The organism is Sphingomonas sp. AP4-R1 (assembly GCF_013113735.1).
In the GTDB taxonomy this organism is placed as follows: domain Bacteria; phylum Pseudomonadota; class Alphaproteobacteria; order Sphingomonadales; family Sphingomonadaceae; genus Sphingomonas_I.
The window spans coordinates 3,818,734-3,842,129 of the sequence record NZ_CP053346.1 but is presented as its reverse complement, the minus strand read 5'-3'; the positions used below and the strand labels follow the sequence as shown (position 1 = coordinate 3,842,129).

The window sequence follows — 23,396 nt, the reverse complement described above, 5'->3', positions numbered from 1 at the left end:
TCTGTCCGCCTGCCGCGTCAGGCCAGCAAGGCCGTTGCGCACCAGAGTATCGGCGCCTGACCATGGAGATCGCCGGTGTTTCGTTTTCGATCCATATAATATTGATAGTCGTTCTTTTTGTTGGTGCCCTCGCAGACATCGGGGATCTCGGCATTGGCATTGATCCGGGCGCACAGAGCCAGCCAGCCCTTGCGCCCGGCCTGGGCATATCGCCCGTCAAGCCAGCCTGATTTGGCGCCGGTAATCATGGCGAAGGTGAACATCGCGGTGGCCGAACTCTCAGGCCAAGATTCCGGCCGGTCGATCAACTGGCGCCACATTCCTCCCTCGCCCTGGTGGGAGAGCAGCGTCGCCATCATCGTGCGATAATGCACGAGGATTTTTGCCCGGTTTGCATCGCCGGCCGGCAATGTCCGCAGCAGCTCCGCCATGCCGACAGCGAACCAGCCATTGCCGCGCCCCCAGTAGAAGGGCACGTCGGGAGCGTGGAAGAACAGCCCGTTGGGCTGTTGCAGGCGGTCAAGATAGGCGACCGCCTCGCGGCCGGCCCGATCGAGATAGACAGGATCGCCGGTCGCGCGGAACGCCTGCAGCTGCAGGATAGTAATCATATACATATCGTCGACCCAGAAGCGGGTCTGCGGACTCAGATTGGCGGCTACGGCCTCTGCGGAGATGGCGCGCTCGTCCGGCGTGAGCGCTGAAAGGCGCTCGGACGACAGCGGGGCCCACTGACGATCGGCGATCGCCTTGCCGATCGCCAGATATCGCGGATCACGTGTTTCGATATACAGCTCCAGCGGGACAGCCCCGAACATCGACGGATCGACATGCTGGACGGTGGGCAGCAGGGCGGATTCGGTTGAAAACAGCGGCTCGAAACGCGCTGCCAAACGATGGCTCAGGTCGGTATCACCGCTGAGCTTCGCGAAGGTCAGCGCGCCGTACCAGGCGCAGCCTTCCGGATAAATGATGCTGCCGGTCGGCTGCACGCCATCCGCATTACCGTGGGGCATGCGGACGAAACGTTCGGCGACGCGCTTGCCGATTGCGCCCGGCGACATGCCCTTGGGCCACCCCGACAAGACGGTCTCGGGTGCTTGCGCCCGGATGGATGGGGCAGCCGCCGAAGCCGCAAGCGCAACGATCAGGGAGCGTCGGTCCACAAGCATGTTCTCTCCATCAGGCTCGTTGAATCGATGCGCGCCACGATGGTCCACGATCCGGTGTGGCCTTCGGGGTTCACGCACCTTGGTCATTATTTGTCATACAACTCGGCCCGTGCCAACATTCGTCGAAATCCAGTTCCGCGATCGGCGGACGAGCCTCGGGGGATGGGAGATGAGCGTGGTAATTGATCGCAAGCCGCCCTGCCCGCTCCATCGGTGAGGACCAATTGTGGACGTTCAAAAACCTCTCTCGGCTTCCCGAAATCGGACATTCGTTAATCCGATACGTATCACCGACGCGGAAGCTGCGCTGCGTCGAGCTCGGGGATTGAAGGGGTTTCAATCAGGCAGATTTCCGAGCAGTTTCCCCATATCAATTTCCGCCTCACGCGACTGGAATCCGTGTCCGATCGCATCATGAATGCGGCGCTGGGCGGTGGTCTGGGTCACACCTTCACCGAACAGATCGGAATCGCGCCGGAAGTCCTCGACAGACGCGAGCGAGATAGCATTGACCCGCTCTTTTACGATGACGTGACCAGAGGCGGGCATGCGGGCGATGCGATGCGCGAGCGTCGCGACGAACGGTGCAATTTCGTCCCTGTCGAGGCTGCGGTTGAGCCAGCCATAACGCTCGGCCAGATCGGCGTCGTAATCGTCGGCGCTCAGCAGGATCTCCAGCGCACGGCCGCGCCCGAGCATGCGGACAAGATGCTGCGCGCCACCACCGCCAGGGATCAACCCGAACCCTGCTTCATTCTGCGCGAGTATCGCCCGGCCGCGTGCGCCGAAGCGCATATCACAATTGAGGACGAACTCGCTGCCCGCGCCACGCGCACGGCCTTCGATCTGGGCGATCGTGACTGCCTTCGTCTCGGCAAGCCTGCGGAACAGCAGCGCGATCGAAGCCTCACCCGTCAGCTTTGCCGCTTCCGCCCGATAGGCATTCACCTTCGTGACGTCGACATGCGAGATGAAGAAGTCCGGATCGGCGCTACGGAAGACCGCGACACGGTAAGGCTCACCGCGATCCAGCACCTCGATCAACGAGACAAGATCGCGGATGAGTTCAGGCCCGATCAGGTTCATCGGCGGCGCATCGATGCTGACGAACAGGACGGCGCCCTGGGCTTCCAGTCGGAGAGTTTGATAGTCGTGCATCGGATAGACTCCTCGCTCAGTGTATCGGCTCAGCGGCCCGTTGCGGATGTCGGGGCAGTGCGGTCGGACATCACGGCACGCGCGAAGGTGCGGATAAGATTGGCGATTGCGCCCGGCGCTTCCAGCGGCGAGAGATGGCCTACACCCAGCAGCAGGTGAAGCTGTGCCTGCGGAATGCAAGGCAGAAGTTCGCGCCGAAGAATCTCCGGCGGATCGACGCGGTCATTCTCTCCAGAGATGACGATCGTAGGACTCTCGATCTGCGATACCAGGGTGGCGATGTCTTCCTGGCTGGTGGCAAGCGGCCATGCCTCGGTCGCCGCCGGAACACCGCACAAGCTGTCCGCGATCACCATCTCAAGATCACCGGCGCCAAGGCCATCCGGGGCCAGCGCCTGCTCGACAGTCGTGATGATGCTCTCACGCGTCGCATAGGCGCTTACCATCGCTCGCCGCACGTCCCCTGGTAGACCGAGCGGAGAAGGCGGAGATGGAGCGACCAGAACCAACCCCTTCAGCCCATCGGGCCTCTGGGAGGCGATCAGTTGCGCGACCTTCCCGCCCATCGAGTGACCGACGAGGATATAGCGTTGCAGTCCCAGCGCCGCGATCACACCCATGGCATCCATCGCCAGATCTGCGAGCGCGTAGCCGCTGTTCGGCTTATCGGATTGCCCCCACCCACGTTGATCGATGGCGATGGTTCGGAAGTCGGCCTCCAAGGCTTCGATCACATGATGCCAGGTTCGCGAGGAGCCACCCCAATAATGCAGGAAGACGAGAGCGGGCACGCCCGCGCCTCTTTGCCGCACATGAAGTTCGATGCCGTTCGAACGGATGAACATGGCGCGTCTCCTCGGGATATCGGATCAGGCGGCAGCACTCAGGATGAAGTCGGCAACCGCCTGCGGCTGCGACAGCATCGGAACATGGCTGCTATCGACGTGCATGACGGTCGCGTTCATCCGCGTTGCCATGCGCGCCTGCTCGACGGGCGGGATCGCGTGATCCTGATCGCCAATCATGTAAAAGACCGGCCGATCGCGCCACGCTGCTGCAGTCAGTGTACCACCGAGCGCAGCACCGTTGATGGGCCCCTGCGTCGCGTAGACTGCAGCTTTCTCACGCTCGTCGAGATCCTGCGCGAACAGATTGAAGGCACCATCGTGGCTCAGCTTCAGGAAGCCTTCGGCATCGGGTCGTAGTTCGGCTGCGAGCGGCGCCGTCTCGAACTGGGCGAACAGCGAACCCGCGGACTCGCCGGCATCGGGCGCGAAGGCGTCGATATAGACCATGCGGGCGACCTTCGGATCATTGCCCGCCTCACCGATCACCGCGCCGGCATAGCTGTGCCCGACCAGGACGACCTCGCCTTCCGCCAGAGCAATCGCGCGGCGGACCGCAGCGACGTCGGCGTCGAAGGCCGTGAGAGGAAGCTGAACCGCCGTCACGGTCATACCTTGCGCCGCCAGCAGCGGCAGGACTTTCACCCAGCTTGAGCCATCGGCCCAAGCGCCATGAACCAGAATGATGTTGGAAATTTTCGCCATCGTCTTGCTCCCACGGAATGAGCGAAAGTCCGCTCGCTTTCGGTGGTGCCGATTTAAGCGCTGTCCCTTCTGTCAGAAATGACATAGAAAACGCATATTCTGCCATGAGAAACTGCCATGATCGAAGCGGTCGCCCTGCGTGTCATCTGGTTCGTCGTTTTCCCGGGCTTCGAATTGCTCGATCTTGGCGGTCCACTCTGCGCGTTCAATCTGGCGGTCGACTTTCACGCCGGCCCCTATGAGATCCGGATCGTCTCGACCTCGGACGGCCTCGTGCGGGGCTCCTCAGGCGTTGCGATAGATACTGTCCGCCCGGATGAGAGCGGCCATATCGACACACTCATCGTCGTCGGGGCCTCGACGATCGACGCGCTCGAAAGCCAACCAGACACGGTCGCCTTTCTCCGCGCAGCAGCCCCGCGCGCCCGGCGCATCGCCAGTATCTGCACGGGCGCATTCCTGTTGGCGGAGGCTGGCCTGCTCCATGGTCACCGCGCAACGACGCACTGGCGTTACGCGGGGGAACTGCAACGGCGCTATCCTTCGCTGAAGGTTGATGCGGATCGCATCTTCATCCGCGAAGACGAGGTCTGGACCTCGGCCGGGATCACGGCCGGAATCGATCTCGCACTCGCGATGATCGAAGAGGATTGCGGCACCGAGACATCCAAGATCATCGCCCGCGATCTCGTCGTCTATCATCGACGCAGCGGCGGACAGTCGCAATTCTCGACCTTGCTCGATCTGGAGCCACGCCCCGGTCGCATTCGCGAGGCGCTCGCTTATGCCCGGGCGCATCTTCGCGAACGGCTCTCGGTCGAACGGCTTGCCGAGGTGGCCTGCATCAGCCCGCGCCAGTTCGCCCGGCAGTTTGTCGCCGAAACCGGAGAGACGCCCGCCCGTGCGGTCGAAAGGCTCCGCTGCGAGGCCGCGATTCCGCGTATAGAAAATTCAAGTGAGGCGCTCGACCAGATCGCACTCCATGTCGGTTTCGGCGATCTCGAACGAATGCGCCGTGCGTGCCTGCGTATCTATGGGCATCCCCCGCAGGCTTTGCGTCGGCAGCGGCGAGGCTGATTATTGGGCAGCGTTCGCGGTGACAAGCAAAAGTCTGGGGTCTGGTTTCTCGCTCTATTCTGCCAGCATTTTCGCACGGCCGCGGCGGGCGGAGCGCCCGATGATTCCAAAGCCCAAAGCCATCATTATCCAGGTTGCTGGTTCGGGCACGGCCGACGGCAGCGTCACAGAAGGAAAGCTATCGGAGCCGCTGCCGACGATGTTGAGAGAGAACTGGCCGCCGCCGGTGGCGGCATAAGTCCCGGTGCGATTGCTATCGGTTGCCATGTCGGCGAGCGACGCGTAGGTTGCGAAGGCGGTTTGCGTCGTGCGCTCGCCTTCCACGTTGAACAGGTTCCAGTAGATCGAGCCATCCGATCCGCTGTCTACGATGTTAAGGGAAAACTGGCCGCCGCCGGTGGTGGCGTAGGTTCCAGTGCGGTTTGCGTCGGTGAACATGTCCACAGCGGTAGCGTAGGTCGCAAGGGCAGTGCTCGTGGTCCGTTCGCCCTCGACGTTGAACAGGTTCCAATAGGTCGTGCCGTCGGTCCCTGAGCCCACGATGTTCAAGGAGAATTGACCGCCGCCAGTGGTGGCATAGGTCCCGGTGCGATTGGTATCGGTCGCCATGTCGGCGAGCGACGCATAGGTTGCAAAGGCGGTCTGCGTCGTGCGCTCGCCTTCTACGTTGAACAGATTCCAATAGGTCGAACCATCCGATCCGCTGTCGACGATGTTGAGGGAAAACTGGCCGCCACCGGTGGTGGCGTAAGTTCCAGTGCGGTTCGTATCGGTGAACATATCCGTCGCCGTGTCGTATGTCGCTAAGGCAGTGCTGGTGGTCCGCTCGCCCTCGACATTGAAGACATTCCAGTAGGTCGCATGTGAAGGCGTCGCCGCCAGCGCGGCAACCGGAGCAGCGAATATTCCGATCAATCCAAGCCGCATATTACCCCCCAAGCATAGACCACGATAATTCATGCATTTCGGCGGAGCCGCATCTCAGTTTTCCCTGGACCGCATACTGACTCGAACTCCATCGACATCGTCATTACGGACTGTTAGCAACCAATCCTATTCCGGTCCATAGAAGGATCGCGCATGAACGGTTTGTTGGCGATGGATCAGTGGGAGATTCGTCTCCCTGTGACGGCATCGCAGTCTCGACTGGCCTTCAATCCTGATGATAGGCAGCTTAAGCCCAATTGCGGACGTTTCCGGTGTCGTTGTTCAATGGCTCGTAAACTTCATCAAGATGATGCCCGAGAGGATGAGCAACGCCGCCAGCAACCTCGGTAAGTTGATCGGCTCGCCCATGACGGAGAAGCCAACAACAAAGGCCCCCACCGCGCCGATTCCCGTCCACACGGTGTAAGCAGTCCCGAGCGGCAGCGTGCGCATCGCGGCGGCGAGAAGCGCGAAGCTCCCGATAAGCGTCACCACCATGATCGCGGAGGGCAGTGGGCGGGTGAATCCCTCCGACTGCTTCAAAGCAGTGGCCCATACGACTTCCAGGAGTCCAGCAATCGTCAATAGAATCCACGCCACAGCAGCCTCCTCAAGGCTGCCGGGCCGTCCCGGTCTTGACCGTCCTGCTTGGGACACGGGAACGTGGTCGCCGCCCGATCCCATTAAAAATTGCGAACGTGCTGGTCAACGTCCGCTTACCACCACCTCACCCCATCGGCGGCCTGCGTCATTGACGAAAGCAGTCCGGCAGCTATCAGGAAGCTCAGAGCGCATAGCTGCCGATCGCCAAGCCGCTAGCTGTCCCGATAACGACGTGATTTCGGGGATCTCATACCGGTTCTTGCGCCCGTCACATCAATGGGAAATACGATCCAGGTTGCGGCCAAACTTCGATGCCGGTAACTGTTGCACATGGGCAATACAGTCGCCGTATTAAAGCGGACAGTTTACGGCGGTTTGGTCGCGCTGGTGGCTTGCGCCTCTATGGCAGATGCCAGAATGAACAGCGCGCCGCTGGATATGACTACGACCCTGCGTGAACAGCGCGTGGAGAGCGCGTCGATCGCCGTGATCCGCAACGGACGGATCGTCTCGACCGGGGCTTGGGGCATGGCGGGGCCGAACCGCGCTGCGACCGTCTCCACGCCCTATAATCTCGCCTCGCTGACGAAGCCGCTAACCGCAGAGGTCATCCTGCGACTGGTGTCGGCCGGCAATCTGTCGCTCGATGAGCCGATGGATCGCTACTGGAGCGACCCTGATCTGTCGCGCGATCCCCGGCGGATGAAGCTGACGGTTCGCATGGCGCTAAGCCATCGCACCGGGTTGCCGAACTGGCGCGATGCGAAGGGACTGGCCTTCGATCATGATCCAGGCACGACCACCGGCTATTCGGGCGAGGGCTATCAATATGCCGCGCGCTACGCTGAGCGTCGAACCGGGCAGTCGTTCGAGACGCTTGCGGGCCGCCGGCTGTTTGCTCCTGCCTACATGCGCGCCTCGGGCTATGTGTCGGCGCAGGGCGCGACGGTGCCGATCGCCGTGCCATATGACGACGTAGGCACGCCACTGTCCCTCGAGCGAGTGACGCGATACAACGCTGCCGATCTGGCTCACGCGACGGCGCGTGATTATGCGCGCTTCCTCATTGATGCCCGCAACGACCGGGGCCTAGTCGCGTCTGTCGCGGCGGAGCGCAGCAAATCGCAAGCCGATCTGACACCCGAGATGTGTGCCGGAACGAAAGCGAACACTTGTCCACCCTGGACCGGCTTCGGACTGGGTTGGCAGCTTCTCGGCTTTCCCGAGGGCACGACGATGCTCCACACCGGCAAGGATGCCGGCGCCTTCACATTTGCCGCGATCGATCGCGCGAGCGGTGACGGAATAGTCATCCTGACCAACAGCGATAACGGATGGCGGATCATCCTGCCCGTCCTTGAGCGCACCGGCAGCGATCCCAAGCTGATCGCCTTCCTTCGCGGCCAAATGAGCTGACTGGACCAAGATCATGTTGACCACCAGCACCGTTGCCGCAGCACTGCCCGCGACACCCGTGCCGTCTCCGGCCCGCCGACGACAGAAATCGGCGCGCTCGATTCCAAGGCGGACGGATTCAGGCGCCATGGTGTCAGCTCGTCAGACGAGTACGACGGTCTTGCCGATCTGCTCGTTCGATTCGAGAAAGCGGGTCGCGTCCTGGATCTCGTCAAAGCGGGAGGTACGCGAGATAAACCGTCGCTGACCTGGCTGGTCACCGGGCGGTCAATTACCTCGCGGGTCGAGGGCATCGACCTATGCCGTGGCAGCTCCCCGACGGCGATGATGCGCGCGAGATCGCTCTGAAAAGCGGCGTGATGGTGAGCGATACCGAGGCCTTCATTGCCGCGACGTTGTTCGGCCTTGGCCTCGCACAGGGACCCGGCGCATGCATGGCGGATCATCTGGCCGGGTGCGCTCGTCGAGTTACTCCCTTAGGGCCCGCAAGCTGTGCCGGCTGCTGTCGATCATGTATCCCGCGCGCCGGCATTTGGCGCCGCGGGTTCGCGCTTCATCGACTGGTCGGAAAAAGTGACGGCCGACCATCGCAGTGAATGGATCACAGCAGTCTAGCCGGAACCCGATGGCGAACTCAATCTCGTCGGACGTTGCGAGATCGTCGATGATGCAGGCGAGCTGATCTTCACGGTGGCATTCGAAGAAGCGCTTAAGATCGTGTGCACGCGCTAGGAACTGAATCCTCCCCGATCGGCAGAGCGCTTCAAGTCGCTAACCTTGTGCGTGTCCGAAGTCCGACGTCTGATGGGATTGCCGATCGCGCCCACCGCGGCGAATGGCCGCCTGAACTCTGGCGATAAGTTCTTGGCGGCGGTAGGGCTTGCCAAGCACGTCCAAGGCCTCGGGCTGAGGCCCCTGTAACGCCATCTCGTCGTTGTAGCCCGTCGCCAGCAGGACCGGCACATCCGCCGCACGCTTCCGGACCTCTTGCGCGAGCGCCAGTCCGTTGTGCGTGCCGGGCATGACGACGTCGGAGAAGACAAGAGCGACACCGCCGTCGGCCATCAGTTCCTCGAATGCGGACAGCCCCTGCTCGAAGTCATGTGCGACACGGACATGATATCCCGCTTCGGCCAAGACGGTCTGCGCCAGATCCGCGATCACGGGCTCATCTTCCACCACCAGGATGGTCTTGGTGCTGGCGCGGTCGACATCCTCCTGCTTGAATCCGTCGCGATCGGGTTCGAGCGCCAAGGTCCTGTCCTCGTCGATCGCCACGGGAAAGTAGAACTTCACCACCGTTCCCTGACCCACCGTACTGTCGATCGTGAGAGCACCGCGCGACTGCAGTGCGAAGCCATGAGCCGTGGCCAATCCAAGCCCCGTGCCTGCACCCTTCTGCTTCGTGGTGAAGAACGGTTCGAATGCCCGCTTCAGAGTCTCGGGCGACATGCCGGCACCGTCGTCGCTGACGGTCAGCACCACGTACTGTCCGTCCGCGAGCCCGATCACGGCGTGATCGGCGTCGACGTCCTCCATACCCGTGGCAATCGTGATCACGCCGCCAGCCGCCACCGCGTCCCGCGCATTCACGATGACGTTGATAAGCGCCATTTCGAGGTGATTGGGATCAGCTTCGACCTCGGGCAACCTGCGCCTCAGGTTCATCTGCAGTTCGGCCCTGGCGCCGACAGTCGAATCCAGCAGCTCCGCGACGTTGCTGATGAGACCGGTCAGCTCGATGCGACGAGGCTCGAGTCTGCTGCGCCTCGCGAACGACAGCAACTGCGCGGTCAGCTTCGTGCCGCGCTCGGCCGCCTGAGTGGCGGCCAGATGGTAGCGGCTGAAGCTCTTCTCGTCCTCGCGACGCGAAGCCATCATGTCGAGGCTGCCGCTCATGACCTGCAGCAGGTTGTTGAAGTCGTGCGCAAGCCCTGCAGTCAGCTGGCCGATCGACTCCATCTTCTGGGACTGGAAGCGCGTCGCCTCGGCTTCCTTGCGGGCGGTGACGTCCAGCTGGCTTGCAAAGAAGAAGAGGAGTTCGCCGCCCTCGTCGTAGACGGGGCCGATGAAAACACCGTTCCAGAAGGGGGTGCCGTCGCGCGTGTAATTCAGGATCTCCAGGCTGATCGCCTGCCTCGCGGCAATCGCCTCGCGCATCTCGCGCACCGTCCCGCGGTCGGTCTGCGCGCCCTGCAGAAAGCGGCAGTTATGCCCAATGATCTCATCGAGATCGTAGCCGGTGAGATCGAGGAAGGCGTTGTTGGCGAAGACGATCGGATTGTCGTCCTTGTTCGGGTCGGTCAGGATCATCGGCATCCGCGTCATCTCGATCGCGGCGAAGAAGATGCCTCCCCGCTCGTCGAGCGACGGGTTCGTGATCGTGCTCTGCTTCCAGTGATGCTTGCCGCCCCCGACGCCGAGGATGTCATCGTGCCGGGTGTCCATCTCACCGTCGGAAGGGACGCCGGTGGCGTTCCTGTCGTTCGCCATCATCCTTCCTTTCATTCTGGCGTGGTTGCGATCCCGATCGGCGGGCGTGCCGTTCGGCTATGTCAAAGGGACTTCGTGAACCGGCCCACGGAAAGGCGGAGACGCACGTCGAGCCCTTCTGGACGCCAGTCACGGTCTATGGTTCCCAAAAATTGGCGTTCCACCGTCCGCTTGATCAGGGTCGATCCGAACCCGGTCTGCGTCGGCACCGTCGGCCGCGGTCCCCCGCGCTCCGACCAGACGATCTCGACGAGATCGTCTACAAGTTGCCAGGACACCCTGAGTCGACCGTCCTGCTTGCTAAGCGCGCCGTACTTCGCCGCGTTCGTCGCAAGTTCGTGCAGGATGAGCGAAAGGCCAGTTATGGCATGCGGCGACACCTGCTCGTCGCCGCCCGTGAGCACCACCTTTTCGGTGATGTCGTCGTGCAGATATGGGGCGAGGATATCCGCGAAGATCTCGCGCAACGCGACATCGCACGGTCCTGCGAGATCGTCGAGAGAGAGCCCGGGTTGCACCAGTTCATGCGCGCGGCTGAGCGCGCTCATCCGCCCCTGGACGGCCTGTGCGTAGGCCTCGACGCTCGTGGCGGAGCGGGCGCTCATGGCAAGGAGCGACTGGACGAGCGCGAAGACGTTCTTCACGCGGTGGTTGAGTTCCCGGACCACCAGCATGCGCTGCTCCTCGGCGCGTTCACGCTCGAGGTCGTTGATGTGACGCTCAACGGCGATGGCCGTCGTGCGGGCGGCCATGCTGATCAGTTCGAGATCGCGCTCGGTCGGTTCCCGTGGCTCCCGGTAGTAATTGGCGAAGGTGCCGAGCAGGCGCCCATCTGCGGCTTCGATGGGCATAGACCAGCAGGCCCGCAGGTCGAAGCCGAGCGCGAGATCGCGATAGTCCGCCCAGAGCGGATCCACCGCGATATCGGTGACGATGATCGGCTTGCCGCTCGCCGCCGCCGTTCCGCACGAGCCTATTCCATGGCCGATCGGTATACCATGTACGGCAGCGTTGTACGCCTTGGGGAGGCTCGGCGCCGCGCCTTCGAGCAGGGACCTGCCGTCGTCGGACACAAGCAAGACGGATGCGAGCATCTGGCCGTTTGTCGGGCTCTCCGCGAGGAGGACGATGTCGGTCAGCACTTCGGCCAACGGGCCACCGCGGGCAACGCGCGCGAGGATGTCGCGCTCCGCCAACAGAAGGTCAGAAGAGATCACGGGAGCATGGGTAGATGGCAAACGGCGTTCCTTGATGCAGGCTTGTCGGCCGCTACGCGCCATCACCTACCCCGCTATAGTCGCGACCTGCTTCGTCTCTCAATAAACCTCGATCAAGCAAGCCGGGCTGGCGAACGTTTCCCCAGGCGGTGCGCAAATCGTCATGGTCGCCATGAGAGATCGGCGCTTGCTCGCCCGTGCCCTGCTTGAACTTGGTCGAGGAGCACGCCGATCTTGGCGGCTAGGTCCGCTGGCGCGATGCATCGCCGATCCGACAGATTTCCCATCGAGAGCAAAAAAATGCGCGAGGTACCCAAGTCCGCCGCTTCCAAACGCATCGTAGCGTTGTCGGCTAGCTCAGAGGGATCAGCCCGGCATTCGGTGACGCCGCCGATCAGCCGTCCGTATCCCCCGACTGCCCGCACCATCCAGGCAGATAGGCGGCATCGCCCTGCCCGGCCGCCTTCAATGCTTTGCTCACTGCGCGAGCGAAGTCGTGCTCGACAAGCTTCGCACTGATCCGCCTGCGCAGGAAATCCGCCCAAAGAAACTCGGAATATGGGGTCGCATCCTTGGCGTAGCCACCCGACCGCCGCAGTTCGCCCGCAAGAGAGCGGTATGGATCATCCTTCATGTCGGCCACACGCTTCGGCAGCTGGTCGTGGCTATGACGCGTACCGTCGGCATCGAACGGGTGCAGCCAGTTGCGGTTGTCCATGAAGGTCCAGAACACCTGCTTCTTCAGGTGATGGAGATCCGCGACGACGCTGACCAGAACATGACTGATGCCCTCCTCATGCAGCGCGCGCACCAGGTGGTGATGGTCGATCACATACGGCGTGTGTTTCGGCCCGAGGATCACCGGGATCATGTGCCGACCCAGAAAATCCGGACCGTCGCGTTCAGCGCGCTTACACCACTCCCCGCGCTTCCGCTTTATTTCCCGGAAACCTACCGTCATTTGGGTCGGCCGCAGTATCGCGATTTCGACCGGACGAAGGGTGGGCGCGAAATCCTCACTCATGGTTCATTCCTCCCTTGGCTCAGCGTCGCGTCTATCTGCGCGACGGCGTCATCGACACTATAAGCGCTGCGTTGATCGAGGTCGGTTTCGCCGGCTGCCGCGATCAGGTCGCGAACGCGATCGTGAGCGCGAGCGAGTTGCACGCAGAAGCCATCGCGCGTCATCGTCCGATCGAATTCGATCAGCGCGTCGAGCGCGGTGCTGTCGAGATCATAGCTCTCCTCAAGGCTGAGGATGACCGCATGGATTGCAGGATCGCCACGCGCGCCCGAGACGACCAGACCGAGCATGCGCTCCGCGTTAGCGAAGAACAACGGCGCGGTCGGGCGCCAGATCGCGACGTGCGGTGGTGCGACCGCGTCCGCATGGCGGGCGACGTCGACATAATCGTGGCTGTGGCCCAATCTGCCGAGCCGCGCCACGCGCGGCGTAGCAAAGCGACGGACGAGCGCAGCCAATGACAGTGCGATCGCCACCAGCATGCCGTCGAGTACGCCCAACACGAGCACACCAGCCGCAGCGCCAAGCGCCACGAACTGATCGCGATCGAGCCGCCACAAACGCAGGATCGGTGTGGGATCGAGCGCGTGGACCAGCGCAGCGATCACAACTGCGGCCAGTACCGGCTCAGGCAACAGAGCCACGAACGGCATCGCCATAAGAAGTATGATCGCCAGTCCGGCCGCTGCGATCGCACTGGACATCCGGCTCGTCGCGCCGGCTGCCTCGTTCGCCGAACCGGCCGAGAAGCCGGCCCCCACAGGCAAGCCCTGAACGAGCGCACTCGCGACGTTTGCGAGCCCGAGCGCGGCAAGCTCGTGATCGGCATCGACCACATCACCATGTCGAAGCGCCAGGGTCCTTATCGTCCCCCAGGATTCCGCGAATAGGATCAGCACCAATGGGACCGTGAACTGCCCGAGGCGCGATATGTCGTTCCAGTCCAGCCTTGGGAATGTTGGCAAGGTAAGCGCGGTTTCGACGGCTCCGACAATACCTACGCCGTGGTTGTGCAAATCAAGGCAATAAGATGCGGCGATTCCGCCAACGAGCACGAGAAAGGCGCCAGGAACGGCGGGATAGCGGCGTAGCGCGAGGAGAAGGACGAGCGCGATTCCGCCGGTCGCGACGCTCGCCGGGTGCCAGGCGGGTATCGATCGGATCAGGGCTAGGCAGAAGGCCGCAAGGCTGGACGCCTGGATGCTGGCTCCCGTCATGACCGGGAACTGGTGGAGAATGATGGTCAGCGCGATGCCGAGCGCGAAACCGCGTAACACCGGCCTGGAGATGAAGCCGGTCAACCCGCCGAGCCGGACCGCCGCCGCGAGCAGGAACAGCAGTCCTGCCATGCCGACGACGACGGTAGCGAAGGCAATGCGCGCTGCCCCCGGCAATGGTACGACCGCCAGGGTTGCTGCAAGAATCGCGGCCGAGGACGATGTGGGCGAGACGATCGCGAACCGGCTCCGGCCAGCAAGAGAGTAGACGAGGCACCCAGCTATCCCTGCGAAGATCGCATGCTGCGGCGGCAATCCCGCAATGCCGGCATAAGCCACGGCCTCGGGAAGCATGAGGCCCGCGACGCACAAGCCGGCGACCAGATCGTTACTGCGCACGGCTAGTGACTAGCACCACTGTCGTAACGCTTGGCAAGCGGACCTGCGGTGGGGCGTTGTCCGAGCTTATTGCTGCAGCGATGGTCGCTGATACAAAGCGGCCAGTCCGCCAGAACCGCTGCCAGATGTGAATAGAGTGCGACGTGGTAGCTCCGCAGATACCTTCCGAGCAATATGACTCAATCTCAGTCGTTCGGACTGTTCCACCGACTTCCCATAAGCGGACGCCCGTTCATTTAGGTGGCCACCACCGTTTGAAGGCGGCGGTGCCCCTCTTTACCCTGCTGTCATTCCTGAAAGGATAGTGTTTGGACTACGGCGTTACCGAACGTTTTTGACGAAGGTTCGAAGGTCAGCCAGCAGCAGATCGGGCTGTTCGAGCGCCGCGAAATGGCCGCCACGCTCCATGTCCGTCCATGACTTGATGCTGTAGCTTTGCTCTGCGATCGAGCGCGGCGGAAGTGGGAAGACCGGATCAGGGAACGCCGCGAACCCCGTGGGAACGCTGACGCGCGAGCCGGCCGGGAAAACGTGGGAGCCTTCCAAGACGCGCCCCCGATAGAGCCAAGTCGAGGTGACGAACGATCGGGGCGCCACGTAGAGCATGATGTTCGTGAGGAGCAGATCCTCGTCGAAGGCAGCCCATAGATCGGGACGACCGGCGTCGTCGCGAGGAACGTCCGCCCAAGCGCCAAACTTTTCTAGGATCCAGGCGGCGACACCAACCGGGCTGTCCGACATGGCGATGCCGAGCGTTTGAGGACGGGTGGACTGCTCGAGGAAATAGCCGCGCTCCTCCTCGGCAAGCGCGCGGACGCGCTCCGCCCAAACCTTCTCTTCAAATGTTTCGGGATGAACGCCGTCCGCCTCCGCCGTCATCATGTTGATATGGAGCGCGGCGACGCGATCGGGATAGTCGTGAGCCAGCCACGCGCCGATCGCGCTGCCCCAATCGCCGCCCTGGACGAGATAGCGCGTACCTGGGAAGAGCTCGCGCATCAGCCCGTCCATCAGCACGGCCGCGCGTCGCGGCCCGATCGGCGTGTCTGGACGGCCGGAGAAAACGCAGCCGGGCAGCGAGGGAACGACGACGTCGTGCCCGTCTCTCGTCAGCGGATCGATCAGCGCCTCGAACTCGATAAACGACCCGGGCCAACCATGTAGGAGCAGGATTGGCAGCCGCGAGCTGTCTCCGCTCTCCTTCACGAAGTGGAGCGTCTGCCCATCGATATCGGCGAGATGATGATGCCGTCGGTTGAGTTTTGATTCTTGAGAGCGCCAGTCGAAGGTATTCAGCCAATAGTCGATGAGGCGGCGGAGGTCGGCAAGACCAACGCCCGACTTCCACCCGCCGGCATCGGGGAAATCTTGCCAGTCGAAGTCTTCGACCTGCCGCCGGATCCTGCTCAGGCGATCATCTGAAATGAAAATCTTAAATGGACGGATCATGGTGTGACTCTTCCTTGAGAATTGTTTCGTCGCTGAGCTTTCCGGACTCAGACGTTACCCTCTGCTCGGTGACGCGGCCCCGGGCGGCGTTCCTTCGTCGACTGGCGGTCCTATGGCCGCCCGAAACTTATGCGTTGGGAAAGGTCGCTACTATTGGCATAATCATGCATGGTCTGGTAAGCTTGGCTGGACAATGAAGCTTGACCTCAACGCTCTCACCACCCTCGCGGCGGTTGCTCGCGCCCGCAGCTTCAGGGGCGCGGCCGATCAGCTCGGCGTGACCCGGTCGGCGGTCAGCCAAGCCGTCCGCAAGGTGGAAGACGTGCTGGGAGTGGCGGTGCTGCGTCGTACAACGCGCAGTGTTGCGTTGACGGAGGCAGGCGAAGCCCTGCTGGATCGTGTCGCGCCGGCGCTCGCCGAAATCGAAGCGGCTGCCACAGCCGCAGCCGCCCATGAGGGCAAGCCTGCCGGCCTTCTACGCCTCGCGGTGTCTTCCATCGCGGAAACCTTCCTATCGGGAGACCTGCTGGCGTCCTTTCGGGCCGCCCATCCGCATGTACACCTCGATATTCTCGTCACCGATGCCAGGTTCGATATCGTGGCGGGCGGGTTCGATGCTGGCGTGCGGCTCGGCGAGGTGATCGAGCGCGACATGATCGCGGTGCCGGTGAGCGAGGAGCAGCGCCAGATCGTCGTTGCCTCCCCCGCCTATCTGGACGCGGCCGGAACGCCGCTTCACCCGCGCGACCTGACACAACACCGCTGCATCGGCTGGCGTTCATCCGAAGGGACGGCACCCTATCGCTGGGAGTTCAGCGAGGTCGGGCGCGAGTTCGCCGTCGAGGTCGAACCCGAAGTGACGTCCAATGACATGGCACTGATGGTGAAGATGGCGCTGGCCGGCAGCGGCTTGACCATCGGCATGTCCGAGACTTTTACCCCGTGGCTGTACAGCGGAGAACTAAGAGAGGTGCTAGGACCGTTCTGTCCGCCGTTTCCGGGCTTCTTCCTGTTCTATCCCGGTCGCCGTCACATGCCGCTTAAACTACGCGCCTTGGTGGATCATGTGGCCGAATGGCGGTCCGGGCGAAGATGATCGTTACCAGATCGGAACAATCCGCTTTGCCGCAAGGTAACGGCCGGTGGGAAGCCGGCTGGCGCCGACCACTCTTTTCCCACACTAGAGACACGTATCCCCCGCGGCTCGTTCCCAACTGCTCTGTCCCGAACATGCACCTCAGAGACGGATCTACGGGAACATGGGGCGTTTTCGAATGGCGTTCTGAAACGGCGGTTAGCACCCAATAGCGGGCGTTGACGGCCAAGCCGCTGCTTCCCGACTTTCGACATTCATTTACCGGGCCTGACGGTCGACCGCGACGGCAAGATTTGGGACAAAGCAGTCGGGCTGTTCTGAGGACCACGACTAGCCTTACCTGACGCCACTTGCATCGGGATAATCCGATAGGTCTTGCCTGCCGCACACTGATCGGATATTTCCGATCTATGGATCAGGACTCGGCAATCGCCGCGCTCGCGGCGCTGGCTCACCCAACCCGGCTCAACGCTTTCCGCTTGCTCGTTCGCCACGAGCCGCATGGTTTGCCGACAGGCGCGCTGGTCGAGGCGAGTGGCCTGACACAGAGCACCTTCTCAACGCACCTCGCTGTGCTCGCTAAAGCCGAGCTGGTGATTGCTGAGCGACAGGGCCGGCAACAGATCCAACGCGCCAACATCGACACGCTCCGGGTTCTCATGGCCTTCCTGGCGAAGGACTGCTGCGCGGGCCGTCCCGAACTATGCGAGCCTTTGCTCGCCGACCTCGCCTGCTGCTGAAGGACCGGCCGTGACCGACATCGTAATCTACCACAATCCCGCCTGCGGCACGTCGCGGAACGTGCTCGACCTGATCCGCAACAGCGGCGTCGAGCCGCACGTCATCGAGTACCTGAAGACGCCACCGTCGCGCACGCTGCTCATCGAGATGATCGAGCGAGCCGGCATGACGCCTCGCGATTTGCTCCGCGAGAAGGGCACGCCCTTCGCCGAGCTTGGCCTCGACGACCAAGCCCTGACCGGCGAGGCGCTGGTCGATGTGATGATGGAGCACCCGATCCTCATCAACCGGCCGCTGGTCGTGACGCCGCTGGGCGTGAAGCTATGCCGTCCGTCCGAGGTGGTGCTCGACATCCTGCCGGACGCGCAGCGTGGCGCCTTCGCCAAGGAGGACGGCGAGCAGGTCGTCGATGCGGCCGGCCAGCGCGTCAGCGATAGGTGATCCGCCGCGCTCTCCTGTCCGAGGCACTCGGCAGCCTCATCCTCTTCGCGACGGTCATCGGATCCGGCATCATGGCCGAGCGGCTGGCCGGCGGGAATGTCGCCGTTGCACTCCTAGGCAACACTCTCGCGACCGGCGCCATCCTCTTCGTGCTTGTCACCATGCTCGGCCCGGTCTCCGGCGCGCATCTCAACCCGGCCGTCACGCTAGTCATGCGCCTGCGCGGCCATGTCAGCACCAGGGTGGCCATAGGCTACGCCGTCGCCCAGCTGCTCGGTGGCATCCTCGGCGTCTGGCTCGCCCACCTGATGTTCGACGTCCCGGTGCTGCAGCTGTCCCACAAGATCCGTACCGGGCCCGGCCAATGGACCGGCGAGGCGGTTGCCACCTTCGGTCTCATCGTGACCATCTTCGGCACGGCGAGGATACGACCGGAGAGCATTCCGACGAGCGTCGCACTCTACATCACCGCCGCATATTGGTTCACGTCGTCGACCAGCTTCGCCAACCCCGCGATCACCGTGGCACGGTCGCTGAGCGACAGCTTCGCCGGGATCTCCCCCGCGTGCGTCCCGGGCTTCATCGCGGCGCAGGTCCTGGGTGCCCTCGCAGCGCACTTCGCGGCCGATCTACTGTTCACCGAACAACTGAAGGCCACCACATGAGCCGCGTCCGCGTCCTGTCCGATCCCTACCATCTGCCCGCCCTCGACCGATCCTTCGTCATCGACCGGCCGGCGCTAGGCCTCGGTGCCGACCAGCCGCCGCCACGCATCCTGCTGCTCTACGGATCGCTGCGCGAGCGGTCCTTCTCAAGGCTCTGCGTCGAGGAGGCCGCCCGCCTGCTGCAGCTGTTCGGCGCCGAGACCCGAATCTTCGATCCGTCCGACTTGCCGCTGCCCGACCAGGCGGCGGGCGACAACCATCCCGCTGTTCACGAGCTGCGCGAGTTGTCGATGTGGAGCGAGGGACACGTCTGGTGCAGCCCCGAGCGGCACGGCCAGATCACGGGCGTGATGAAGACCCAGATCGACCACCTGCCGCTGTCGATGGGTGGCATGCGCCCAACTCAGGGCCGCACGCTCGCCGTCATGCAGGTGTCGGCCGGATCGCAGTCCTTCAATAGCGTCAACACACTGCGCCTGCTCGGCCGCTGGATGCGGATGTTCACGATCCCGAACCAGAGCTCGGTTGCGATGGCCTATGAGGAATTCGGCGATGACAATCGGATGCATCCGTCCAGCTATTACGACCGGATCGTCGACGTGATGGAGGAACTCGTGCGGACGACTGTGCTGATGCGCCCGCACGTCGCCCAGCTCGTCGACCGTTATTCCGAGCGTAAGGAGAGCGGCATGCCGGTCGCACGTGAGGACCATTCGGCGATCGCGATCGGACGGTAGATTTTCGCTCTGGATGACAGGTTACGGGGATGGTGGCGCGTCCCTCAGCCGGCAACCTTTGATCGAGAGCTGTCGAGGGCTGGCCAGTTGTAGATCATTCCCGCTAGGAATGGTTATGGCCGATCGCTTTTCTCCCTTGCAGTTGTTCACCCGCGTCGTCGAGCTGGGCAATTTCACGCGCGCGGCCCACGAGGCAGGACTTGGCCAGCCAGCGGTGAGCAAGCAGATGGCGGCCCTCGAGGCGCGCCTGGGAACGCGGTTGCTGGACCGTTCGTCGCGAGGCCTCCGGCCGACCGCCGCAGGCCTCGACCTCTATCATTCGGCAACGCGCCTGATGAGCGATCTCGACGAGGCGGAAGCCCGCGTCCGTGACGGCGCCGCCGAACCGTCTGGCCTGGTGCGCGTCGCCACGCCGCCAGCGCTGGGTCGTATGTATATCATCCCGAGGCTCGCTGCGTTCTTCGCGCAGTTTCCCAGGATCGAGATCGAGTTCATCAGTGGCCAGCGCTTGGTCGATCTGGTCAGGGATGGGGTAGATGTCGCCCTGCGTGTCGGCGAACTCGGCTCGTCGAACCTCGTCGCCCGCAAGATCGGCGACATGAGAATGATCACCGTGGCGGCGCCGGACTATCTCGCCGCTCACGGCACCCCAACGAGCCTTCGAGATCTCTTCCAGCACAAGTTGATTGCAGCGCAGACGGACGGCCGGATCGTCGAATGGCGCTTCAAGGGTAATGAAGGCACGATCTCCATCATGCCCTCAAGCGCACTCCGATCGAACGACGGTGAGGATCTGCGGGCATCGGTCTTAGCCGGTCTCGGCATCCTTCACGGACCTGGCGCCCTGTTTCATGACGATCTCGAGCAAGGCAGGGTCGTCCGGATTCTCGATCACTATACGGCCGACGTCTCGCCCATCCATCTGGTCAGTTCAGGTGGCCACAAGCTGCCACACCGTGTCCGCGTTTTCATGGACTTCCTGGCAGCGACGTTCGCAACAGAGCCCGGCCTGCAGATGCTCTGAGCATTCCCAGAGGGAATGGTTGCTATGATCTGGGGCGGCCTACAGCAGGCGAGCCGCTGCCCATAGATTCCGGCGGATGGCGCAACGGCGCCTCCAGTCAGATCAGGACAGCAGCATGTTGAAGACCCACGAGACAAACCATTCCAGTGATCCGGCGGACAAACTGGCCGCGATTGAAACCCTGTACCGCTTCGCAGCCGGCATCGATCTGCGAGACTATGACCTGCTCGCATCAGCCTTCGCACCTGATGCAGTGTCCGACTTCAGGCCGGCGGCCGCCAAGGCGGGTTTCGAATACCCGGTGCTTCACGGGCGGGACACCATCGTCGAGGCGTTGAGCGGCTCGCTCAAGTCGCTCGACACGACCCATTCGGTCAGCAATCCCCGCGTGATCATCGATGGCGAGACCGCCCGTCTCGACGCGCTGGTGGAAGCGCAACACGTGCCGACGGGCGACCCGTCGCGGCGCTATCTCATGAAGAACCGCTACGACGTCGAGTTGGTGCGCCTGAATGGCGCGTGGGTGATCCAACGGGTGACCATCGACAATGTGTGGCGGTCCGGCGACCCGACCGTGCTCGCCGTCATCTGAAACCGAACGAAGGTCGCCCCGGTCGGGCTGCGACCTTCCGACGGCATCTCGACCGTCAGAACAAAGGATATGCTATGAGATTGAAGGGCAAGGTGGCGATCGTCACCGGTGCGTCGAGCGGCATCGGCGCCGGCATCGCCAAGGCGTTCGGCGCCGAAGGCGCGAGCGTGATCGTGAATTACGCTGCCAGCAAGGACGGCGCCGACGCCGTCGTCGCATCGATTACGGCGAACGGCGGCACGGCTGTTGCCGTACAGGCGGACATGGCCAGTTCGGCGGATGTCATTCGGCTGTTCGAGACGGTCGTCGCCGACCATGGGCGGCTGGACATCCTCGTCAACAACGCTGGCGTTGCCCAGTTCGAGATGGCCGACGGCCTCACCGAAGACGCCTTTCACAGGCAGTTCAACGTGAATGTGCTCGGCTATTTCCTCGCGATCCGCGAGGCCGTCCGGCATTTTGGCGATGGGGGCGGCAGCATCGTCAATATCAGCTCGATCCTCAGCACCCATCCGTCGCCCGGCACCAGCATCTATGCCGCGACCAAGGGCGCGGTCGACACCATGACCTATGCGTTGGCGCGCGAACTCGGGCCGCGCGGCATCCGGGTCAACGCGATCATGCCGGGCTATACCAACACGCGCGCGACCGAAGGCAATTTCGCGGGCGAACTCGGCGACCGGCTCCTGGCCGAAACACCTCTCGGGCGCTTCGGCGAACCGGAGGACATCGCGCCGACCGCCGTGTTCTTGGCGTCTGACGATGCGCACTGGATCAGCGGGGAATCGATCAGGGCAACTGGCGGCGCGCGCGGCGTCTAACGAGAGTTCGCTTGGTCCGCGATCTCTGCCTTCCGGAAGCAGGCCGGGACATGGTCATTGGTGATGCCCACGGCCTGCATCCAAGCATAGACAATCGTCGGGCCGACAAACTTGAAACCTCGTGCCTTCAGATCCTTGGAGATGGCCGCCGATAGCGGGGTCTGCGCATCGTTGATGCTGCCCTCGATCGGTTTGCCCGTGAACGACCAGCAATAGGCCGCGAAATCCTCACCCCGATCGGCCATTTCGTTGAAGATCTGCGCGCCCCTGATCGTGGCCAAGATCTTGGCTCTGGCACGCACGATGCCCGGATCGGCCATCAGGCGCTCGATGTCCTGCTCACCGAACCGGGCGACCTTCTTCGGATCAAAACCGACGAACGCCGCGCGAAACCCCTCCCGCTTGCGCAGGATAATCTCCCAGGAGAGCCCAGCCTGGAAACCTTCGAGCATCAGCGTTTCCCACAACATCCGGGAGTCGTGCACGGGCACGCCCCATTCGGTATCGTGATACTGTTGCATGAGTGGGTTCGACCCCGCCCATCCGCAGCGATGCTTGTCATCCATGGCCAGGCCCTCCCGTGACGTCACAGATCGATGATGCTGGTGTCGGCGATTGTCTCGGCAAAGCCGTTGCCGAACAGCATCGCCGGGGTCTGGAAGCCCGGACGCGCCTCGCCGCCTAGGACACGCCGCGCTGCCTCTGCCGCTGCGATCGTCGTGAAGGTGTAGCCATTCACCGTATCGAGGATCGAACGAACGACGGTGCCATCCTCCGCCGTCACTTCGACGACCGCCTGATAGCGATTGGCTTCGCGTTGCTCGGGCGTCGGGCCATCGGGCATCGCAGCCAGATCTCCCTCAGGAAAGGCCCCCTCCGACACATGCAGGAAGGTCTCGATGTTCGGAATGTCGGTGGCGCGCCAGATCGTGATGAGATCCGGTAATGTCACCGGGAAGGACGGCATCGGCCCCTTGCCGAAATCGAATGCACGGACCTCCTCGGCGCTCCGGCTGACCAGCTTTCCATCGACGCGGTGAAGGGTCTCGGTCGTCACATTCTCGCTGGCGCTGATGGCCGACCCACGGGAGAAGCCGCCAGTGACATGCAGCGCGATGCTGAGCTTGGCGGGCGCCGCCACGCGTGTGGCGGCATGCCCAGCCAGCGAACCGAGCATCGCAACGCTTCCCCCGCTACCGGGCAGCAGCATGACGCCTGCCGCGCGCGCCTCATCATCAAGCGTTTCGGCGAGCCGGTAGCTGTCCATCTCGGCGGCGATGTCGAGATAATGGACGCCCGTCGCCAGGCACGCCCGCATCAACGGTTCGGCGGTGCGCATGAAGGGCCCCGCGCAGTTCAGGAGGACGCCAACATCATTCAGTGCGGCCATGGCGACCGCGCGATCATCGACGGAGAACAGACGATATTCCGCACCCAGTTCCTCGGCGAGAATGACGAGCCTGGTCTCGTCCTTCACCCGGCCGGCAAGGACGAGGTCCAGGCCATGGCTCCGGGCGTTGGCGGCGGCCATGCGGCCGGTGTAGCCGGCAGCGCCATAGATCATCAGTTTCGTCATA

The 23,396-nt window shown here is 63.1% G+C and carries 23 protein-coding genes; 10 read left to right on the top strand and 13 right to left on the bottom strand.

Annotation, left to right across the window (positions count from 1 at the left end):
* Positions 1–17: 17 nt before the first annotated feature.
* The 4 genes from HL653_RS17515 to HL653_RS17500 form a co-directional block, all read right to left on the bottom strand.
* The gene (locus tag HL653_RS17515) at positions 18–1,259 is read right to left on the bottom strand and encodes a glycoside hydrolase family 105 protein (RefSeq protein WP_216599895.1); all 1,242 of its coding nucleotides are present in this window, start codon (positions 1,257–1,259) and stop codon (positions 18–20) included.
* 249 nt (positions 1,260–1,508) lie between these two features.
* Positions 1,509–2,330: an enoyl-CoA hydratase/isomerase family protein gene (locus HL653_RS17510; protein ID WP_171745652.1), complete on the bottom strand. Its 822-nt coding sequence runs from the start codon at positions 2,328–2,330 to the stop codon at positions 1,509–1,511.
* Between the two features lie 29 nt (positions 2,331–2,359).
* Complete coding sequence (locus HL653_RS17505) at positions 2,360–3,175, bottom strand: alpha/beta fold hydrolase (protein WP_171745651.1); 816 nt, start codon at positions 3,173–3,175, stop codon at positions 2,360–2,362.
* Between the two features lie 24 nt (positions 3,176–3,199).
* Positions 3,200–3,880 (bottom strand): alpha/beta fold hydrolase, encoded by a 681-nt coding sequence (locus HL653_RS17500; protein WP_171745650.1) that lies wholly within the window; start codon positions 3,878–3,880, stop codon positions 3,200–3,202.
* A 117-nt stretch (positions 3,881–3,997) separates the two neighbouring features.
* On the opposite strand from HL653_RS17500, the gene HL653_RS17495 reads away from it, so the two are divergent.
* Complete coding sequence (locus tag HL653_RS17495; protein WP_171745649.1) at positions 3,998–4,957, top strand: GlxA family transcriptional regulator; 960 nt, start codon at positions 3,998–4,000, stop codon at positions 4,955–4,957.
* Positions 4,958–5,011: 54 nt separating this feature from the next.
* Here the strand turns inward: HL653_RS17495 and HL653_RS17490 are convergent, their stop codons facing one another.
* Positions 5,012–5,884, bottom strand: a complete 873-nt coding sequence (locus tag HL653_RS17490) for a PEPxxWA-CTERM sorting domain-containing protein (RefSeq protein WP_171745648.1) — start codon at positions 5,882–5,884, stop codon at positions 5,012–5,014.
* 282 nt (positions 5,885–6,166) lie between these two features.
* A complete protein-coding gene (locus tag HL653_RS17485; protein WP_171745647.1) occupies positions 6,167–6,484 on the bottom strand; it encodes a multidrug efflux SMR transporter in 318 nt (105 codons plus the stop codon).
* 420 nt (positions 6,485–6,904) lie between these two features.
* On the opposite strand from HL653_RS17485, the gene HL653_RS17480 reads away from it, so the two are divergent.
* Positions 6,905–7,903: a serine hydrolase gene (locus HL653_RS17480; RefSeq protein ID WP_253717003.1), complete on the top strand. Its 999-nt coding sequence runs from the start codon at positions 6,905–6,907 to the stop codon at positions 7,901–7,903.
* Between the two features lie 771 nt (positions 7,904–8,674).
* On the opposite strand, the gene HL653_RS17475 is transcribed toward HL653_RS17480, so the two are convergent.
* The 5 genes from HL653_RS17475 to HL653_RS17455 all read right to left on the bottom strand — a co-directional run bounded on the left by HL653_RS17475 (position 8,675) and on the right by HL653_RS17455 (position 15,702).
* Positions 8,675–10,399: a PAS domain-containing protein gene (locus tag HL653_RS17475; RefSeq protein ID WP_253717002.1), complete on the bottom strand. Its 1,725-nt coding sequence runs from the start codon at positions 10,397–10,399 to the stop codon at positions 8,675–8,677.
* Positions 10,400–10,458: 59 nt separating this feature from the next.
* On the bottom strand, positions 10,459–11,676 hold the full coding sequence (locus tag HL653_RS17470) for a sensor histidine kinase (protein WP_171745646.1): 1,218 nt from the start codon (positions 11,674–11,676) through the stop codon (positions 10,459–10,461).
* 331 nt (positions 11,677–12,007) lie between these two features.
* Complete coding sequence (locus HL653_RS17465) at positions 12,008–12,637, bottom strand: ParB-like protein (RefSeq protein ID WP_171745645.1); 630 nt, start codon at positions 12,635–12,637, stop codon at positions 12,008–12,010.
* Positions 12,634–14,253 carry a SulP family inorganic anion transporter gene (locus tag HL653_RS17460; protein WP_171745644.1) on the bottom strand — a complete coding sequence of 540 codons (1,620 nt, stop codon included), beginning with the start codon at positions 14,251–14,253 and terminating at the stop codon, positions 12,634–12,636. The genes HL653_RS17465 and HL653_RS17460 overlap by 4 nt, the downstream gene beginning before the upstream one ends.
* A gap of 321 nt (positions 14,254–14,574) precedes the next feature.
* Positions 14,575–15,702, bottom strand: a complete 1,128-nt coding sequence (locus HL653_RS17455) for an epoxide hydrolase family protein (RefSeq protein ID WP_171745643.1) — start codon at positions 15,700–15,702, stop codon at positions 14,575–14,577.
* Between the two features lie 193 nt (positions 15,703–15,895).
* Between HL653_RS17455 and HL653_RS17450 the strand changes: the two genes are divergently transcribed.
* The 8 genes from HL653_RS17450 to HL653_RS17415 all read left to right on the top strand — a co-directional run bounded on the left by HL653_RS17450 (position 15,896) and on the right by HL653_RS17415 (position 21,819).
* Positions 15,896–16,798, top strand: a complete 903-nt coding sequence (locus HL653_RS17450) for a LysR family transcriptional regulator (RefSeq protein WP_171745642.1) — start codon at positions 15,896–15,898, stop codon at positions 16,796–16,798.
* 410 nt (positions 16,799–17,208) lie between these two features.
* Positions 17,209–17,538 carry a helix-turn-helix transcriptional regulator gene (locus tag HL653_RS17445; RefSeq protein ID WP_171745641.1) on the top strand — a complete coding sequence of 110 codons (330 nt, stop codon included), beginning with the start codon at positions 17,209–17,211 and terminating at the stop codon, positions 17,536–17,538.
* A 10-nt stretch (positions 17,539–17,548) separates the two neighbouring features.
* A complete protein-coding gene (gene arsC, locus HL653_RS17440) occupies positions 17,549–17,980 on the top strand; it encodes an arsenate reductase (glutaredoxin) (protein ID WP_171745640.1) in 432 nt (143 codons plus the stop codon).
* Positions 17,977–18,645, top strand: coding sequence for an MIP/aquaporin family protein (locus HL653_RS17435; RefSeq protein WP_171745639.1), 669 nt, complete (start codon positions 17,977–17,979; stop codon positions 18,643–18,645). The genes arsC and HL653_RS17435 overlap by 4 nt, the downstream gene beginning before the upstream one ends.
* The gene (arsH, locus tag HL653_RS17430; protein ID WP_171745638.1) at positions 18,642–19,382 is read left to right on the top strand and encodes an arsenical resistance protein ArsH; all 741 of its coding nucleotides are present in this window, start codon (positions 18,642–18,644) and stop codon (positions 19,380–19,382) included. Before HL653_RS17435 ends, arsH begins: the two co-directional genes overlap by 4 nt.
* A gap of 115 nt (positions 19,383–19,497) precedes the next feature.
* Positions 19,498–20,406 carry a LysR family transcriptional regulator gene (locus tag HL653_RS17425; protein WP_171745637.1) on the top strand — a complete coding sequence of 303 codons (909 nt, stop codon included), beginning with the start codon at positions 19,498–19,500 and terminating at the stop codon, positions 20,404–20,406.
* Positions 20,407–20,521: 115 nt separating this feature from the next.
* Positions 20,522–20,998 carry a nuclear transport factor 2 family protein gene (locus tag HL653_RS17420; protein ID WP_171745636.1) on the top strand — a complete coding sequence of 159 codons (477 nt, stop codon included), beginning with the start codon at positions 20,522–20,524 and terminating at the stop codon, positions 20,996–20,998.
* Between the two features lie 92 nt (positions 20,999–21,090).
* Complete coding sequence (locus HL653_RS17415; RefSeq protein ID WP_253717001.1) at positions 21,091–21,819, top strand: SDR family NAD(P)-dependent oxidoreductase; 729 nt, start codon at positions 21,091–21,093, stop codon at positions 21,817–21,819.
* Here the strand turns inward: HL653_RS17415 and HL653_RS17410 are convergent.
* Positions 21,816–22,385 (bottom strand): DNA-3-methyladenine glycosylase I, encoded by a 570-nt coding sequence (locus HL653_RS17410; RefSeq protein WP_171745634.1) that lies wholly within the window; start codon positions 22,383–22,385, stop codon positions 21,816–21,818. The genes HL653_RS17415 and HL653_RS17410 overlap by 4 nt on opposite strands.
* A 20-nt stretch (positions 22,386–22,405) precedes the next feature.
* Entirely contained in the window at positions 22,406–23,395 is a 990-nt protein-coding gene (locus HL653_RS17405; RefSeq protein ID WP_171745633.1) for a trans-acting enoyl reductase family protein, read from the bottom strand.
* Between the last annotated feature and the right edge of the window lies 1 nt (position 23,396).

Bases quoted from the DNA above. Each gene is read 5' to 3' on its own strand.
- HL653_RS17515 (WP_216599895.1), bottom strand. From the start codon at position 1,259: ATGACCAAGGTGCGTGAACCCCGAAGGCCACACCGGATCGTGGACCAT.
- HL653_RS17510 (WP_171745652.1), bottom strand. From the start codon at position 2,330: ATGCACGACTATCAAACTCTCCGACTGGAAGCCCAGGGCGCCGTCCTG.
- HL653_RS17505 (WP_171745651.1), bottom strand. From the start codon at position 3,175: ATGTTCATCCGTTCGAACGGCATCGAACTTCATGTGCGGCAAAGAGGC.
- HL653_RS17500 (WP_171745650.1), bottom strand. From the start codon at position 3,880: ATGGCGAAAATTTCCAACATCATTCTGGTTCATGGCGCTTGGGCCGAT.
- HL653_RS17495 (WP_171745649.1), top strand. From the start codon at position 3,998: ATGATCGAAGCGGTCGCCCTGCGTGTCATCTGGTTCGTCGTTTTCCCG.
- HL653_RS17490 (WP_171745648.1), bottom strand. From the start codon at position 5,884: ATGCGGCTTGGATTGATCGGAATATTCGCTGCTCCGGTTGCCGCGCTG.
- HL653_RS17480 (WP_253717003.1), top strand. From the start codon at position 6,905: ATGAACAGCGCGCCGCTGGATATGACTACGACCCTGCGTGAACAGCGC.
- HL653_RS17475 (WP_253717002.1), bottom strand. From the start codon at position 10,399: ATGATGGCGAACGACAGGAACGCCACCGGCGTCCCTTCCGACGGTGAG.
- HL653_RS17470 (WP_171745646.1), bottom strand. From the start codon at position 11,676: ATGGCGCGTAGCGGCCGACAAGCCTGCATCAAGGAACGCCGTTTGCCA.
- HL653_RS17465 (WP_171745645.1), bottom strand. From the start codon at position 12,637: ATGAGTGAGGATTTCGCGCCCACCCTTCGTCCGGTCGAAATCGCGATA.
- HL653_RS17455 (WP_171745643.1), bottom strand. From the start codon at position 15,702: ATGATCCGTCCATTTAAGATTTTCATTTCAGATGATCGCCTGAGCAGG.
- HL653_RS17450 (WP_171745642.1), top strand. From the start codon at position 15,896: ATGAAGCTTGACCTCAACGCTCTCACCACCCTCGCGGCGGTTGCTCGC.
- HL653_RS17445 (WP_171745641.1), top strand. From the start codon at position 17,209: ATGGATCAGGACTCGGCAATCGCCGCGCTCGCGGCGCTGGCTCACCCA.
- arsH (WP_171745638.1), top strand. From the start codon at position 18,642: ATGAGCCGCGTCCGCGTCCTGTCCGATCCCTACCATCTGCCCGCCCTC.
- HL653_RS17425 (WP_171745637.1), top strand. From the start codon at position 19,498: ATGGCCGATCGCTTTTCTCCCTTGCAGTTGTTCACCCGCGTCGTCGAG.
- HL653_RS17420 (WP_171745636.1), top strand. From the start codon at position 20,522: ATGTTGAAGACCCACGAGACAAACCATTCCAGTGATCCGGCGGACAAA.
- HL653_RS17410 (WP_171745634.1), bottom strand. From the start codon at position 22,385: ATGGATGACAAGCATCGCTGCGGATGGGCGGGGTCGAACCCACTCATG.
- HL653_RS17405 (WP_171745633.1), bottom strand. From the start codon at position 23,395: ATGACGAAACTGATGATCTATGGCGCTGCCGGCTACACCGGCCGCATG.